Here is a 17,567-nt window from a genome sequence, read left to right as displayed (position 1 = left end):
TTCAGCTGATTAAGAATATGGTCGAAAAATGTGCTCTTTATAATTGCTTGGTTATGTGTGTTTAAGAAATCCAATATTTTTTCTACTTTCCTGATTTTTAGACCAAAATTTTCAAGTTGGGTTAATTGTCGGTATATTGGTATAAAAGGCTTTAATAAACTCCAGCACTTCTCTATTTTTCTTCCTGTTTGGTAATTTTATGTTTTCAGAGGGCTTATCTTTTTCAGAATTGGTAAGCCAATCAAGTTTCGCAAGTGTAAAACCTTATTTAGGCTTTGCAGCATTCCGGATTAAGTTTGAAAGTTTTGGGCGCCTTTTCTGAGTAAAAATCCACCTACGGTTTTTACAATGATTAAATTTCTACTAATATCCTCCTCGCATAACCCGGCAGGGTTTTCTGCAAGTATTCTATTATGCATCTGGAATTACTTTTAACCGGTACATGATGGTTTTGGTTGACGAAAAATCGGGCTCAATTACATTAAGCACTATCAGGTTTGCTAATAATTCTTCTGCTTCAAACCGGCGCATTTTTGTTAACCGGCAAAGCTTCGAAAAAGTAATTGTCGGGTGCTCTTCAAGGTAGTTTAGCAGGAATCTTTCGTTATTGCTATAGGCGAAGTATATACCAGATTTATCGCGTTTTTTTTGCCAAACTTTTAAAATAACTTTATTGGCCAGTCGGTTTTGATCATTAACACGTAAATACACAAGCCATTTTTTTTCTTCATTTGGCGCGTAGTAAGGTTTTTGGTTGCCCGGGGCTACATCAACTTCCAAAATTATTTTTCCGCCAATATTCCATTCGGTTACAGTATAAGGTACATTGGGTTTGGAATAAAGTTGTGAGGCAGCCTCAAGCATATGAACTTCTTCCTCCGAACGCACACCCGCTATTGCTCCATTGTCCTTGATTCCGATAAGAAGCTTCCCTCCATCTGTATTGGCAAAAGCAACAAGGGACCGGGCAATTTTTCTGGCGTCATTTACCGCAAACTTAAAATCTTGTCTCTGATGCTCCCCTGCTCTTATTAATTGCTGTATATAACTTTTACTCACCTTTATTCCGTTTTATGTTTACAAAAATAGTTACTATTCAATAAATAAAAGATTCTTATCTTCCTTTATTGTTTTGGATCTGTACTTTTGTAACAGAAATAATTTCGTATAATTCTAATTGACGGTTTATTTGACTGTACTAAAAACACGGTTATATGATTTTAATTGCAGATAGCGGAGGGTCAAATACTATGTGGGCACTTCTTCAGGGTGAAAAGGTAATATATCTGTCATCGGCAGGTATGCACCCCTTTGTTTTAAGTGACAATTTAGTGTGCCCGTTGCAGCTGCAAGAGAATCAAAATAATATTACCGATCTGTATTTTTATGGCACTGGCTGTGCAAAAGCTCAGGAGGCTGAGAAAGTTAAGCATTTTTTATTGGGCTGGTTCCCCGGGGCCAATGTTCACGTGTATTCAGATTTAATGGCAGTGGCTCATGGTGTTTGGAGATCTACGCCCGGAAATGTGGCTGTTTTAGGCACAGGCTCTTCAATGGCCTACTTCGATGGTAATAGCCTGAGTTTTGAAGTGGATTCGCCCGGCAAAGAGAAAGATCCCGGCAGTGGTACGCACTTAGGTGCTCAGCTATTTGGTTTGTACCAGTCCGGTAATTTACCTGCCGATATCCTTAGCGATTTGCAAAAGATAAAAGCCCAAAGCATAGCAGAGGAAAATGTACAGCAACTATTTACCAGGTATTTGATGCGAAACCTTAATAATCAATTCCTTGCTGATATTTGCCGACAGGCATTTTTCAAATATTTTGATTTCTATAGCTACCATTTACAGAAGCACCCATATCCAATTGCGTTTGGTGGATCAATAGCCTTTCTTGGTGAAAACCTGCTCTTTCAGGTGGCAAATTCTTTAAACATTCCAATTCAGGCCATTGTTAAAGAGCCTTTGCACAAGTTGGTTCACTTCTATTTAGAGAAAAATGTTTAATCATCTTCCTGTTCCTCATCCAGAATTTCGTTCACCTTATCTTCCGTTGATTTTAGGTGATCTTTACACTTCTTTATCAGTTGCGAGGCACGTTTAACTTTTGTGCTTAACTCATCAATCTCAAGGTCGCCGGCTTCGAGTTGTTCTATAATACCTTCAATTTCTTGCGTGGCTTCGCTGTATGAAAATTTTTTTGCCATTTTTTTAGGCAAATATAACAATTTTTAATTTTCACCATTATGAAATCGTGAGGTTAAGTAAATGTTATTGGGTTCTTTTTGCTTGGTTAAATGCATTTCATGTAGTAATTTGCTTCAAGGATGCAGCTAAATCTGCATGTGTGGTGTTTTTGGCGATTGTGCAACTCGCTGGTTTTTCTTTTCACCAGAACGTTGCTTTGTCAGGCGAAAAGAATTATCAGGGACTTAGTAATGCGTTGGTAAACATTTATTATAATCCAAAATCGGTTTCGACCGAATAAGGATGGATGTTTTTTCTTTTGGGACAATTAAATTTATAACAATAAATTATTCATATACAAAAAGATAAAAGTTTGGCTTCATGAAACTACTTTTTGTGTCAGTAATTGAATTAGATAAAAATAAACCTTTTAGCCATGAAAAAAATAAGTAAAGTTTTAGTTTTTTTAATCGTTGTTTTGCAGTTTTTGTCAGCTAATTTCTTATTTGCACAGAACACAGCGATTACAGATGTCAATACGTACACCGCCGACAATAGTGCAGTGTTAGACGTATATTCTACCAACAAAGGGTTGCTAATACCACGATTGACAAATGTACAAATGAGTAATATCAATGCTCCGGCTGCCGGCTTGTTGATATACAATATAGATAACGATGCTTATTACTTTTATTCAGGCTCCAGTTGGTTACCTGTGAGTGGCGGGCAATTGTTCCAGAATATTGGTGACTCTGTTTTTTACCTTTCAGGTGAAAATACCAAAATGGGCATTGGTACGGCAACCCCGATGAGCCGGCTTAGTGTGCAGGGGTCATCTTCATCTCCTGATGATCCGCTTTTCGACGTTAAAAATAGCAAAGGCGATGTGATATTTGCTGTTTATGAAAATGAGGTAAGAGTAAATTTTGTTGAGGATAGCGTTAAAGCGCAGAAGGGTGGCTTTGCAGTTGGAGGACTAACTTCAGGCAAAGCTACTGCTACCGATTATATGCGCATTACGCCTGACAGTGTACGGTTTTATATAGATGACAGTTCAACCAAAGCGCTTAAAGGCGGTTTTGCTGTGGGTGGACTAACCTCAGGGAAGGCCGTGGCTAATAAGTATTTTATACTAAATCCCGATAGCACACGAATTTACCATAAAGCAGGGGCTAAAGCCCAAAAAGGTGGTTTTGCCGTAGGCGGATTGACATCGGGGAAAGCACTTCCTGAGAACTATCTTACGGTGGAGCGCGATAGTGCACGGATATATGTAAATAACTCAGCAAAAGCACAAAAAGGTGGGTTTGCTGTAGGCGGATTAACCTCAGGCAAAGGCAGCTCTCAGTTTTTGAATCTTACTGTAGAGAATTATCTTATCGGTCATCGGGCCGGAGACTCTATCACCTCCGGAACCAAAAACTTTTACGCCGGATACGAGGCAGGTATGGGCAACAAAGACGGTTTCTACAATGTGGCCATTGGTTATCAGGCTGGCCGCTTAAATAATAGTGCTTCCAATGTTTTTATTGGTACTTATGCCGGTAAAAACAACGTGGATGGATGGTCTAATGTTTTTATAGGTAACAGAAGCGGATTTAATAATCAAGGATTATCCGGAGGTGGTTACCGTAATGTGTTTATTGGTAGAGAGGCCGGCTATGAAAATTCTGAAGGACTGGATAATATTTATATCGGAGCTTTTGCAGGTTCAGGCAATGAAGACGGCAGTAGTAATGTAATTATAGGAACAACTTCAGGTTCTCACGGGACCACCGGTTCCCGAAATGTATATCTCGGTAACAGGGCCGGATATGCCAACGATGGTAGCAATAACGTATTTCTGGGAGAAAATGCCGGCGGTAATGGCGGCAGTTACGCTACGGTTTCTACAATAACTAACAGTGTATTGATAGGTAATCAATCTGGTTACAACAATATTACAGGCCAAAGGAATGTGTTTATCGGTTACCGGGCAGGTTACAATGAAACAGGTTCTGATAAGCTTATTATTGGAAACAATTCTACCAGCAAACTGGTTTATGGCGATTTTTCAGTAGAAACCATCACATTTAATGGAAATGTTGGAATAAACAACGATAACCCTGCCTATAATTTGGATATTAGTGATGCAAATGCCACAATTTCATTAAACGGATATAGAATAGGAAGATTAGCTGGCGGAACAGGTATAGACAATGATATTGTCCCATATGGTGGAAGTATTCAGGCGTATGACCTGGGAAATAACACATCTACTGAGCATTGGGATGACGTTGTAGCTCTGGAATATGTAACTTATGTAAAAAGTCAACAACGCAAATCTGCCGAAAAGATAAATATTGATATTGATTTACTTGAAGAGCTTGAGCCTGTTCATTATTATACAGATGAGCTTCGGGGAGGTCAGTTAAAATATGGTTTTACTATTGAATCGCTACTTAAAGTAGCGCCAGCTGCAGTAGTTACTACTGATACTGATTTTGACCCGGAACGAAATGAATATGTAACCACTAAAACAGAAAATCCGGGAATTAATTATGATGCAATGGTACCTGTTGTTGTGGGCTTGATGCAGCAACAGCAGAAAACTATTCAACAGCAAGCTGAAGAGATAAAAACAAATTCTCAGGAAATTGAAGAGTTGAAACAAGCAAATAAGGAGCTGAGAGATCTTATTGAAGACCTGAAATAATAGTACTTATGAAGAATATATTTATAGTTCTCCTAATGTGTTCTGCACTTGTATTTTATGGCCAAAAAGGGATCGTAAACAATGGTGCCACGATTATCGTGCAAAATGGAGCTTATATTAAGGTTCAGGGCGATAATACAACTGGATATACTAATAAATCTTTTGGTTCACAGCATGGGAGCATTGATCTGGATGGACAAATTCAGATCAGTGGTTTCTTTAACAATATTGCATCGGCCGATGAAGTATTCATAAATCTGAATGGAATAGGAGAGGTCGTTTTCAATGGAACATCAATACAAACAATTGGTGGGGTACAACCCATTTTATTTGAGGATATTATTTTGAATGGGGCCGGAACCAGTTTGAATACAGATATTACTATATCAGGTGATTTGCAGCTTAGTTTGGGCTCCATGGTCTTAAATGATAATATGTTGACTTTAGGAGCATCAAATAATGTTTCCGGCAGCCCCGATGCAACAGCTATGATTATTCCCGGGAATAATGGTTTAATTCGAAAGTATTTTGATGGCATTCAGTCATTTACGTTTCCGGTTGGCGATAATTCAGCAACAGCAGTGTATTTGCCTGCAACTATTAATTTTTCCTCCGGAACATTTACAAACGGCTATGCAGATTTGCAGATGTCGGATGTAAAGCATCCTGAAAACAGTAATTCAACAGATTACCTCAATCGTTATTGGATAATCACTTCTTCAGGAATTTCAGGTTTTGATGCAGATGTATCACTCAATTATGCTAACACAGATATTTTTGGTACAGAATCGAACTTCAGCACACTGAAATATGATGGTAATTTCTGGAATGTTTTCGATGCTGCCAATACTGTCAACAACCAGTTGACAGCCACTGTTAGTGAGTTCGGTGAATTTACGGGTGGCGGAGCAGAAGCTGTTACTCCCCAACTTTATTGGAACGTTGAGAGTAATATTCAGGAGAATATGGAAGATGGACACATGATAAAGGCATCGGTTTTAAATGAAGAGTTTCAATTAGCGCTCGACGAAGGTCGATGGAATATCAGTGGGTTACCTACTGGGGTGAGTATTGGAGCTTTGAGCAGAACATATGCTGATACTGTTGAAATTACCCTGGAAGGAAACCGCCTGGATGACTATGATTCTGATAAAACGCTCAACTTGAGTGTAAACCAAAGTCAATTTGTACATACATCTACCGGCAGCCTGAACGCTGAAAACACCTTATCGATAAATGCTGATAATGACGCTGAAAACCTCTCAATGACAGATGATGGTAGTATAATTGAAGCTAATGAGGATGGCGAAATTATAATTGTAACCCTTTCGGGGGGTACCTTTGCTCAGTCCCTTAATACCGGAAGTTGGTCTGCCATTAATATGCCAATTGGTGTTTCTTTGGGCCCCATTACAAGGCAATCAGCTACAGAGGTTACTGTGGAACTTGCCGGGAACAGTACATCAGATTACGATACGGATATTACAGACTTTGAGTTAACTGTGCCCGCTTCCGACGTAAATGAATATTCAGGGAGTAATTTTGTACTTACAACAGGTGTAACCTTTAAAGCGGTAGATGAAGATTTGATTATTAGCATGTCCGACGGTGGATCCGGTATAAATGAGGGTGCTGAAAATGGTCACCAAATTACAGTTTTTATCGATGAGCGTAACTTTGTCGATCCGTTGACAGCAGGGGAATGGACCATGTATAATTTACCTGGAGGTGTTGGTATTGGAAGTGTTAATCGACAAAACGATACTGCGGTTTATATTTTTCTTGCAGGCAACCGAAATGTTGATTATGATACCGACATTACAAATGTACAATTAACCATTGGCAGTAGCCAGATTAGTGGCGTTTCTAACCCTGTTACAGTTACTTCAGGGGTAACTTTTAATGCCTACAACGACCCGGAACATATTGCCATTGCTACTGATGCTGATGGCATAACCGAAAGTGCGGAGGATGGAGAAGTAATTACTGCTACTCTTGCAGGAGGTACTTTCAGGAATCCGCCACAGCTTTCAAGGTGGACTTTTGCCAATTTGCCTGAAGGTGTTCAAATTGGAAATTTAACCCGCAACAGTATGCTCGAAGTAGACATCACTCTCTCCGGCAACAGACAAACCGATTTCGACTCCCATATCACAGATTTGGCTCTTACGGTGTCTGCTGAAGATGTTGATGACCGAAGTACTGCCCTGGAATCTGATAATAACCTTTCTATAACCGCTATAGATGATGATGAAACCCTTGCTTTATCTGGAGGACCCTTCACCGAAGGTGAGGAAGACGGTGCTTTAATAACAGCGATATTATCCGGCGGAACCATTTCTCCGGCTTTTACATCAGGTGATTTGGTAATGACAAATTTACCCCCGGGTGTGTCAGTTGGAAATGTTGTGCGTGAAAATATGCATGAATTAAGCATTACCCTGAGCGGGAACTCAACAATTGATTATGATATTGATATCACCAACACTACCGCTTCCATAAATGCTGCAGTAGTAGACGAGACCACATCTGATATTTCCGGCACAGGTGTTACATTTGTCGCTACAATTGAACCTGCCGAACTGGTGCTAACTGACAACGGCGATTTGTATGAATCGGAAGAAGATGGCAAAATGTTGTTTATCACAGTTAGAGAAGACACATTGATTTCAACCATTGATCCCGGAGCATTTACATTTGGCAATTTACCGGAAGGGGTCACACCGGGAAATATTGCACGGCTGAATGATACCGTCGTGGAGGTTACATTATCAGGAAACCGGACACAGGACTACGACTCCAATATTCTGGATGCAGGTGTAACAATTGAAGCCTCTCAATTTGAATTAAGTTCCAGTGCACTTAGTGCTTTCGCAGGGTGGACCTTTATTGCCACTGATGATACTGAAAACCTGTCTTTTACAGCAGGCTTGATTACGGAGGGCTTTGAAGATGGGGCCGAGGTTAATATTGTAATTTCAGGAGGTACATTCGCCGATGGTTTAAGTCCCGATGCATGGGTTTTTTCTGGTCTTCCCCCAGGTGTTAGTATAGGTGCTATCAATAAAGTTGCACCAACTGAGGCAACTGTAATTCTTGCCGGAAATGCCTCTGCTGATTACGACAACGATATCATCGTAGATGAATTAATCATTGGAGGTTCTCAGGTCGATGACTTTGATGGAGCAGAAATTGCGGCTTCGGGATCTATTATTTTCAGTGCAGTTATTGAAGCACAAAACCTGCAACTAAGTAGCCTCACCTCACTCAATGAAGATAATCTTAACGGTGCAATTATTGGTTTGAAATTTAGTGGAGGTACTTTTGCGACACCCATCAATGCCTCCAACTTTGTGTTAAACAATCATCCTCCGGGCTTAACTAAAGGTAACGTTGTGCTCGAAACATCCGATTCTGTTTATATTGAGCTGGCTTTTAACGGGACCGACTTTGATACAGATTATGCTAACTTTAATGTAACGCTTTTGGCAGCTGGTAGTTCTACTGGAGAGCAGGTGAGCTCCAACACCCTTTCAATTACTGCTATACTGGAATCCGGAGAACTTCAGGCATCTCACGCAGGGCTAAATGAAGAAAATTTAAATGGAGCCGTAATCGATCTGACCTTAATCGATGATAGTTTTGCCGATAATTCACTCGATCAGGCTAACTTTAGTTTGCTGAACGCACCGACCGGGTGTGAAATTTTCAGCGTGAATTATCTTTCTCCTACAGTCGCAACATTAAACCTGGCATTCGATGGTACTGACTTCGATGTCGATTATTTAGACTTTGCTATCGGTATGGCTGGTGCAGAAGTGGTTTCTAATAATAGTTATACATCCAACACATTAACCATTTCAGCCATCAACGATTCAGAAGTATTAACCATTGTAAATCCGGCAACAATAACCGAAGGCCGTGAAGATGGATATATTTTTGAAGTGGAATTATCAGGAGGCACCTTTAATCCGGTGCTTAACTCAAATGCCTGGTCATTTGTCTGGCTCCCAGCCGGCGTGATGGTCAACGAAGTGGTTTACCTCAGCGAAATAAATGCAGAAATTCACATCAGTGGCAACAGGGTAGAAGATTACGATGTAAACCACACAGTTAGCCTTGAGATTGAACCATCTGAGTATAACGATGCAGCAGGGAGTTCATTAACCACAGATAATTCCATAACTTTTGAACCACTGCTTGAGCAAATATTTGCTCTTACAGATACCGTTTATGAAAGTAATCTAAATAATGCTGCAATTGACTTTGAAATGATAGACGATTGGATAATCACGAATAGCTTTACAAGTAGCGATATTGTTTTGCAAGCAGCGCCTGAAGGGCTCACAATTGAAAATCTCACAATAATTGATTCTGCTCATTTTACAATTGATTTTGAGTACAGCGGTTCCGGTATCATACAGAATCATGCATTTAGCCTTGCGGTTGCCGACAGTGTTTTGTTTGGAGTGGAAGCCCTTAATTCTCAGGATATAATTATTGCCAACGATGTGGGCATTGCAGGAAACAAAGGTACTGTAGAATTATATGTAGCCGGGAATGAAATTTATCTCAAACAGCATGAATATGCGAGAAAAGGCAGTTTAATCATTTTTGAGTTAAATGGACGTAGAATTGAAGAATACAATGTTGAAGCAAAAAGTACGAACCATTTTATTCCAGTTTTAAAAGATGGTATGTATTTAATACAGTTTTTAACAGAACAAGGGAAAATTTATCAAGTCAAGGGTGTTGTTAGAAACTAATAATTAAATAATTATAAAAAAAGGGGGCTTTTTTATTTGCCTCCTTTTTTTATTGGTTGTATTTTTAATTGCATTTTGAATGTCAACTAAATTAATGGTACTTTTTCAGAACAAATTGCGGTTCCTGTTATTTATCAAGATATATGTATTCAATAAATAAATAATGCAAAGAATATTTTACATTCTCGTTTTTTTAATAATTTCGATGACTAATTATGCCCAGGTAAACCAATATGGTTATCCATTTTACCGCTATTATGGAATGGCCGAATATGGCGGAACAGAGCAAAATTGGGCTTTGGTCAAAGATCACAGAGGTGTTGTTTATGTAGGTAATAATGATGAAGGCGTTTTAGAGTACGATGGTAATAGCTGGAGGCAAATACCTATAAGTAACAATTCAATTGTCAGGTCATTAGCTGTCGACAAGCATGGAACTGTATATGTTGGTGCAGTAAATGAGTTTGGTAAACTTGTGCCTGATGAGCGCGGCAAACTTTATTATCAGTCATTACTTAGTTTAGTTGATTCATCAGACGCTAAGAATTTCAGAGATATTTGGAAAACATATATTATCGCAGACACTGTTTTGTTTGCTTCTTTTAATAAAATATTTAAGTATTACGATAACCGCATAGATGTAATAAACTTACCGCAATTCAGTAATTTTACGCATGTTGTTGATAGCCTGATTTTTGTTGGTCAGTATTATGAGGGGCTATTAAAGTATAACCCTGACATTAAAATTAAAAAAGATACAAGTTTTACGTCCATAAACAATCGGATTCTAAATAATAAAAACGCGTTTGTGCTTGAGAAAATTAACCATACCAGTGCACTGATTGGAACACTCGATTCAGGGCTATTTACAATGACACTTCCGGACCTTAAAGTTGCCCGAATACCGCATATAGAAATCAACAAATATCTCAAGGAAAATCAACTTTACAGTGCCGATGTTTCTACAGGGTATAAAGCCTTTGCAACCTTGCAGGGAGGCATATTAGTTTCGCAAAAATTTGAACCATACGAAGTATACGGCAAAAATACAGGGTTACCCAGTGATGAAAGAGTTTCGTCAGTTTATTCAGACAGCGGTATCTATACGCCCCTTTGGGCTACTTTGAATAATGGTATTATACGCATTGACTGGCATTTGCCCTTTAGGGTTATGGATCAGAGAAACGGGCTCAGCGGCCATTTGCTGGATATAATCCGCTTTAATGGCGATCTTTATGTTGGTACCAGTTCCGGGCTCTTCAAATTAACTTACGAAGGCTTTAACCCTAAATTTGAGAAAATTATTGAACACTCTGTTTGGGACCTGCATACTTACACATACCCTCACAACAATGAAGAAGTATTATTGGTTGGCTCTGTGAGAGGCTTACATGAAATAACCAAAAACGGATATAATGGTATTATTGAGAGAAGAACAAAAGGAATTGAGGAGGAACGTAACTTCTATATTTACAAAATCAGTGTTCCCAACCCTGATAAACCAAATGAAATAGCCATCGGAACAAATGTAAACCTTATAATTCTTAAAAATGAAGGTAATTTGTGGAGGCAGGAACTGAAAAAAAATGTGGATTCTAAAGTTAGAGGAATAGGTTACTACGATGGTGCATACTGGTTAGGTACCAGCTTTAAGGGCCTTGTGAAATATGAAAGAGAAAATGACAAGATTAAACGGTATACAACAGAAAATGGGTTAGAAACCCCGGCAGGAAACAAAATTATAGTTCTTGATGATAATCTTTATGCGCTTAATCCCAGCGGAGTGTTTAAATATGATAAAGCAAAAGACCTTTTTACAAAAGACAAAGAACTTGGAAAGTTAGCTGCTCAAACTAACATGGGTGTATCAAGTTTAAATTGGGATGACCAATACTACTACTTTAATATGATTAGTGAGGGAAAACAAAGAATTCGCAGAGTGGAAAAAGATGGAACATGGTCGACATATGATACTGCAATTTTTAACAGGCTCCCTAATGTGCAGTTTGATGCCATATATCCCGAAGATGAGGTGGTTTGGTTTGGTTGTTCCAAAGGACTTTTTGCCTATGTGAAAAATCTAGAAAAAGCATTTGCCAACAAATCCTTTAACACGTTAATTCGCAAAGTCCTACTGGGTAACGATTCTTTAATTTATGGAGGATATAGTACCACACAAACAAAAGTACCGGATGGTAGTAATCAGGAAGAACCCATTGCATTTAGATATAAAAGCAATGATATAGAGTTCTTCTTTTCAGCTCCGTATTTTGAAGAGGAAAACAAAATACTGTATTCTTATAAACTGGAAGGATATGATGACGCCTGGTCTTCATGGGATACTAAAACATTTGAAGATTATAATAATTTACCTTCCGGTAATTATACATTTAAAGTCAGGGCACGAAATATTTATGGTTTTGAAAGCGAAACCGATAAAATGGACATTTCTCATGGATCTGCTTACAGTATTTTCAGTTTCCGTATTTTGCCTCCCTGGTATCAAACTATTTGGGCAATCATCGGATATCTGATCGTGTTGGTCTTTATTATAAGAATAATTGTTCAATGGCGCACTCGTAAACTCAAGCAAGAAAAGGAAAGACTTGAAGAAATTGTGCAAGAGCGTACTGCCGAGATAATGGAGAAAAAAGAAGAAATTGAAAAACAGCGCGACGAAATTGCAGAAAAAAACCAGAGCATTACCGATAGTATACATTATGCCAGCAGAATACAACAGGCACTATTGCCCTCAGAGAAAATGTTGTCAAAAGCAGTACCTGAACACTTTGTGCTTTTTAAACCACGCGATATCGTAAGCGGGGACTATTACTGGATGACACAAATTAAAAATAAAACGATTCTTGTAGCGGCAGACTGCACTGGACACGGTGTACCTGGTGCGTTTATGAGTATGCTGGGCATGTCTTTTTTCAATGAAATCGTTAATAAAAATGTGGTGACAGACGCCGGAGAAATCCTTAACCAATTAAGAGCACATGTAATTGATGCCCTTAAGCAGGAAGGTGATGATGCTAAATCAAAAGATGGTATGGACCTGGCGCTTTACGTGATTGATAAGGATGATCGCAAGATTCACTATGCCGGTGCCAATAATCCACTTTATATTATCAGAAAACAAACAGAAGAGGAGCAAAAGGCAATTGCAGAAGACGACAACTCTAAACTACCCAGGAGAGCCCTTTTTGATGAAACCTACATTTTGGAGGAAATCAAAGCTGACAAAATGCCTATTGGTATTCATATTAAGAAAAGACCATTTGAAACAAAAGAAGTTCCTATCAGGGAAGGAATGAAAATATATACTTTTTCCGACGGTTACGTCGATCAGTTTGGAGGCCCCGAACGACGAAAATTTATGTCCAAATCATTCAAAAAGCTACTCTTTAAGATACACGACAAACCTATGCAAGAGCAAAAACAAATCCTCGACGATCGTATAGAATCATGGATTGAAGAAGGAGATGAAACCCAGGTAGATGATATTGTTGTACTCGGCGTGAAAATTAGTTAACAGGTTAAATTGACAGTATGACATGAAAAAATACGCAATTATGGGCTAAAAATGTCATTTTTGCGCATATTTTCATCTTTCCGCCTGTGGCATAAACATTGACTCATATTGTATGAAATTTAGAATATAAATTAAAAACATACAATATGAGTAAAGTAATAGGAATTGACTTAGGAACAACTAACTCGTGTGTTGCCGTAATGGAAGGGAATGAACCCGTAGTAATTCCTAACAGTGAAGGAAAACGCACAACACCCTCAATGGTGGCTTTTGTGGAAAATGGCGAACGTAAAGTCGGGGACCCGGCCAAACGTCAGGCAATTACAAATTCACAAAAAACCATTTCATCCATCAAACGCTTTATGGGTGAAACTTATGATAATGTAAGCAAAGAAGTAAGAAGAACTTCATACGAAGTTTTAAAAGGGGACAACAATACACCACGCGTTAAAATTGACGATAGAAAATATACCCCACAGGAAATATCAGCAATGGTACTTCAAAAAATGAAGAAAACCGCTGAAGATTACCTTGGACAAGATGTAACACGTGCAGTGGTAACAGTACCAGCATATTTTAACGACTCGCAGCGCCAGGCAACCAAAGAGGCCGGCGAAATTGCAGGACTTAAAGTCGAGCGAATCATTAACGAACCTACCGCCGCTTCATTGGCCTATGGTCTTGACAAGCGAGACAAAGACATGAAAATTGCTGTATTTGACCTTGGTGGTGGTACATTCGATATCTCTATACTCGAATTAGGCGATGGTGTATTCGAAGTAAAATCAACCAATGGTGATACCCACCTCGGTGGTGACGACTTTGATGAAGTTATTATTGACTGGTTGGTAGAAGAATTTAAAAAAGATGAAGGTGCCGACCTGACAAAAGACCCTATGGCTATGCAACGCCTCAAAGAAGCTGCAGAAAAAGCCAAGATCGAACTGTCAAGCTCAACAAATACAGAAATCAACCTTCCCTACATTATGCCGGTTGACGGAGTACCCAAGCACCTTGTTCGTTCTTTTAGCCGCTCTAAATTTGAGCAACTTGCCGACCAATTGATTCAGGCAACCCTGGAACCTTGCAAAAAAGCAATGAGCGATGCCAATATTAGTAACTCTGATATAAATGAGGTAATCCTTGTCGGTGGTTCAACTCGTATACCAGCCATACAAAAAGTGGTAAAAGATTTCTTTGGAAAAGAACCTTCTAAAGGTGTAAACCCTGACGAAGTTGTAGCCGTTGGTGCTGCAATTCAAGGTGGTGTGCTAACCGGAGATGTAAAAGATGTATTGCTACTCGACGTTACCCCACTGTCTCTTGGTATCGAAACCATGGGTGGTGTGATGACCAAACTTATAGAAGCCAATACAACCATACCAACCAAAAAATCAGAAACTTTTACTACAGCAGCTGACAATCAGCCATCGGTAGAAATCCACGTGCTTCAGGGCGAACGCTCAATGGCCAAAGATAATAAGTCCATCGGACGCTTCCACCTTGATAATATACCACCAGCACCACGCGGAGTGCCGCAAATCGAAGTAGCATTCGATATTGATGCCAACGGTATTATGAATGTTTCGGCCAAAGATAAAGGTACTGGAAAAGAGCAAAGCATTAGAATTGAGGCTTCTTCAGGCTTGAGCGAAGATGAAATCAAGAAAATGAAGAATGAAGCCGATGCCAATGCTGAGGAAGATAAAAAAGCCAAAGAAAGAATTGACAAAATCAATCAGGCTGATGCAACAATCTTCCAAACTGAAAAGCAACTGAAAGAAATTGGTGATAAAATTCCGGCCGATAAGAAGAAGCCAATTGAAGAAGCACTGGAAAAACTGAAAGAAGCGCACAAAAAAGAAGATGTTGAGGAAATCGATAAAGCAATCAATGAACTCAACACTGTATTCCAGGCAGCTTCACAAGAAATCTATAACGCGCAGCAACAGCAGGGTGGTGGCCAGCAAGAACAACAAGCCGAAGGCCAGGCCCAGGACGACTCCAAAAAGAAAAAAGGTGGAGACGATGAGGTTACTGACGTAGATTTTGAAGAAGTAAAATAATTAGATTCTAATTATTATAAATCAAAAAGGGGTGTGTTGCGCACCCCTTTTTTTCTTCAATCCAAGTTGTACGTGCGAAAAAAATTGTGTTTTTACCATTTTTTTATTTACATTCGGCAAACTCAAAAAGGCATAATATGTTCCGTTGGCTATTGCTACCATTTACTTTTTTATACAGCATGATTGTCTGGATACGCAACAAGATGTTCGATCTTAACCTCTTGCCATCCAAAGAGTTTAATATACCCATAATTTCAGTAGGCAACATTACTGTAGGCGGAACAGGAAAAACCCCTCATGTAGAATATATCGTAAGGTTATTGGGCGAAGAGCAAAAATTAGCCGTACTTAGTCGCGGATACAAAAGACAAAAAAAAGGTTTTATTGTAGCAGGCAAAGAATCCACTTCATCTGAAATAGGAGATGAACCCAAGCAAATTAAAAGAAAATATCCGGATATTGCTTTGGCCGTAGATGCCAACCGCGTTAAGGGTATCGAAAAACTGATGAAAGGAGCAGCAGGCCTTGATCCAGATGTCATTGTGCTTGATGACGCCTTTCAGCACCGCTTCGTTAAACCCGGGCTTTCTATCTTACTTGTAGATTATAACAGGCCATTGGAGAAAGATTATATTTTGCCCTACGGCCGATTGCGCGAAAGTATGTACGAGAAAAAAAGGGCCAATATTGTAATTGTAACCAAAACCCCCAGAGAGCTAAAGCCCATCGACCGTCGTATAATAGCAAAAGAAATGAAGCTTTTTCCTTATCAAAGTCTCTATTTTACTTATTTAAAATATGGAAGCCTAACACGTGTTTTTAGTCATGATAAAGAATTAAGTTTTGACCAGGCCAAGGAAAAAGATTTTAATGTATTACTGGTCACCGGCATAGCCAATCCAGTGCCCCTGAAAGAATATCTCGCAGAGTATTTCAATAATATCAGCCACATTAGCTTCAGCGATCATCATAACTATGGCCCTAAAGATGTTAAACGGGTTATTAAAGCTTTTGATAAAATCGACAGTGACTATAAATTAATTATAACCACCGAAAAAGATGCAATCCGCATCAATGATTCACAAAGTTTCAGAGAATCGAGCCTTCCGGTTTACTATGTACCTGTAGAAGTCGAGTTCCTCGATGATGACAAGGAGGATTTTAAAAAGCGGGTTTTTTCCTATATATCCAACAACAAAAAACCTTCAAGCTTAAATCGTACCATCTAAAAGTCCTGAATCCCGGTAATATTTATAAAGAATGGAATTTCCCATCAGCATCTTTGTCGATGGAATGCCTGTGAAATAAGGTGCTTTAACACCACTGCCAAGGTGTATTTCCCCAATAAACCTGCGAGTTTCATCCCACAAGCCCGCATTTATAAATGCTTGTAAAACGTATGCCCCACCTTCCACCATTACCGAATGAATTGAGCGCTGAAACAATTCATTAATTATAGTTTCCGGCATTGAGGAATCAGGCACTGTTTTTATGTATTCTACATGGCCTTTTTTCCCATTTTTGATATAATTAAATACCAGCGTCGATTGGCTGTTGTCAAATATATGAAAGCTTGAAGGAACCTTTAGTTCCGGGTCAATAAGAATACGCACCGGGTTTTTCCCTTTCCACTCCCTTGTGTTTAATCTTGGATTATCCAGCAAGGCCGTATTCTGGCCTACCAAAATGCCGTCTTCTTCAGCACGCCACCGATGCACTAAATGTTTTGCCATTTGGTTGGTTAGCCATTTGGGCCGTATATTTTCGGCATTCTCTCGGTAGATGTCAATAAAGCCATCAGCACTTTCTGCCCATTTAAGTATAATCCATGGTCGCTTTTCTGTATGGAAAGTAAAAAAACGGCGGTTAAGAAACCATCCTTGCTTTTTCTCTACACCGTGTATTACCTTTCTCCCGGCAGCTTTGAGTTTTTCTATCCCTTTCCCTGCCACTTTGGCATATGGGTCTACATTGCTTATAACGATACGGGGTATTTTATGGGCAATAATTAAATCGCTGCAAGGAGGTGTTTTTCCGTGGTGTGCACACGGCTCCAAATTCACATACAAGGTGGCGTGTTTAAGAAGATCAGGATTTTTTACCGAATGTATAGCATTGACTTCAGCATGTGGTTTTCCACAGGCTCTGTGAAATCCTTCACCTATAATTTTATTATCGTATGTTATTACACTTCCAACCAAAGGGTTTGGAGCTACATGGCCAGCACCATTTTTAGCCAACTCAAAGCACCTGTGCATCATTCGTATGTCAAAATTTGTTATGTTCTGACCCATCGTAAATCTTTTCCTATTACTTTTA

General features: G+C 39.2%; 10 protein-coding genes. 6 read left to right on the top strand and 4 right to left on the bottom strand.

Going from position 1 to position 17,567, the window contains the following annotated elements; genetic code table 11:
- Nucleotides 1–290: 290 nt before the first annotated feature.
- Together ACTB0Y_RS00160 and ACTB0Y_RS00155 are read right to left on the bottom strand one after the other, a co-directional pair.
- Complete coding sequence (locus ACTB0Y_RS00160) at nt 291–419, bottom strand: hypothetical protein (protein WP_463204753.1); 129 nt, start codon at nt 417–419, stop codon at nt 291–293.
- Nucleotides 412–1,059 (bottom strand): AlbA family DNA-binding domain-containing protein, encoded by a 648-nt coding sequence (locus ACTB0Y_RS00155; protein WP_463204752.1) that lies wholly within the window; start codon nt 1,057–1,059, stop codon nt 412–414. The genes ACTB0Y_RS00160 and ACTB0Y_RS00155 overlap by 8 nt, the downstream gene beginning before the upstream one ends.
- Nucleotides 1,060–1,214: 155 nt before the next feature.
- Between ACTB0Y_RS00155 and ACTB0Y_RS00150 the strand changes: the two genes are divergently transcribed.
- Nucleotides 1,215–2,006, top strand: a complete 792-nt coding sequence (locus ACTB0Y_RS00150; RefSeq protein WP_463204751.1) for a hypothetical protein — start codon at nt 1,215–1,217, stop codon at nt 2,004–2,006.
- Here the strand turns inward: ACTB0Y_RS00150 and xseB are convergent.
- Nucleotides 2,003–2,206 (bottom strand): exodeoxyribonuclease VII small subunit, encoded by a 204-nt coding sequence (gene xseB, locus ACTB0Y_RS00145; RefSeq protein ID WP_463204750.1) that lies wholly within the window; start codon nt 2,204–2,206, stop codon nt 2,003–2,005. The two genes, ACTB0Y_RS00150 and xseB, sit on opposite strands and share 4 nt — an antisense overlap.
- A 416-nt stretch (nt 2,207–2,622) precedes the next feature.
- Here xseB and ACTB0Y_RS00140 point away from each other — a divergent pair, with 416 nt between their 5' ends.
- From ACTB0Y_RS00140 to lpxK, 5 genes are all read left to right on the top strand, one after another.
- Nucleotides 2,623–4,881 carry an autotransporter outer membrane beta-barrel domain-containing protein gene (locus ACTB0Y_RS00140; protein ID WP_463204749.1) on the top strand — a complete coding sequence of 753 codons (2,259 nt, stop codon included), beginning with the start codon at nt 2,623–2,625 and terminating at the stop codon, nt 4,879–4,881.
- Nucleotides 4,882–4,889: 8 nt separating this feature from the next.
- Nucleotides 4,890–9,647: a beta strand repeat-containing protein gene (locus tag ACTB0Y_RS00135; protein ID WP_463204748.1), complete on the top strand. Its 4,758-nt coding sequence runs from the start codon at nt 4,890–4,892 to the stop codon at nt 9,645–9,647.
- Between the two features lie 163 nt (nt 9,648–9,810).
- A complete protein-coding gene (locus ACTB0Y_RS00130) occupies nt 9,811–13,182 on the top strand; it encodes a SpoIIE family protein phosphatase (RefSeq protein WP_463204747.1) in 3,372 nt (1,123 codons plus the stop codon).
- Nucleotides 13,183–13,328: 146 nt separating this feature from the next.
- Nucleotides 13,329–15,248, top strand: a complete 1,920-nt coding sequence (gene dnaK / locus ACTB0Y_RS00125; RefSeq protein ID WP_463204746.1) for a molecular chaperone DnaK — start codon at nt 13,329–13,331, stop codon at nt 15,246–15,248.
- A gap of 137 nt (nt 15,249–15,385) precedes the next feature.
- Complete coding sequence (gene lpxK, locus ACTB0Y_RS00120; RefSeq protein ID WP_463204745.1) at nt 15,386–16,477, top strand: tetraacyldisaccharide 4'-kinase; 1,092 nt, start codon at nt 15,386–15,388, stop codon at nt 16,475–16,477.
- Here the strand turns inward: lpxK and ribD are convergent.
- Nucleotides 16,460–17,542 (bottom strand): bifunctional diaminohydroxyphosphoribosylaminopyrimidine deaminase/5-amino-6-(5-phosphoribosylamino)uracil reductase RibD, encoded by a 1,083-nt coding sequence (ribD, locus tag ACTB0Y_RS00115; RefSeq protein ID WP_463204744.1) that lies wholly within the window; start codon nt 17,540–17,542, stop codon nt 16,460–16,462. The two genes, lpxK and ribD, sit on opposite strands and share 18 nt — an antisense overlap.
- Nucleotides 17,543–17,567: the final 25 nt, after the last annotated feature.

The sequence above is a fragment of the Salinivirga sp. genome (genome assembly GCF_055145285.1).
Note: the sequence above shows the minus strand (reverse complement) of the source record. Positions and strands in the feature narration are given on the sequence as shown.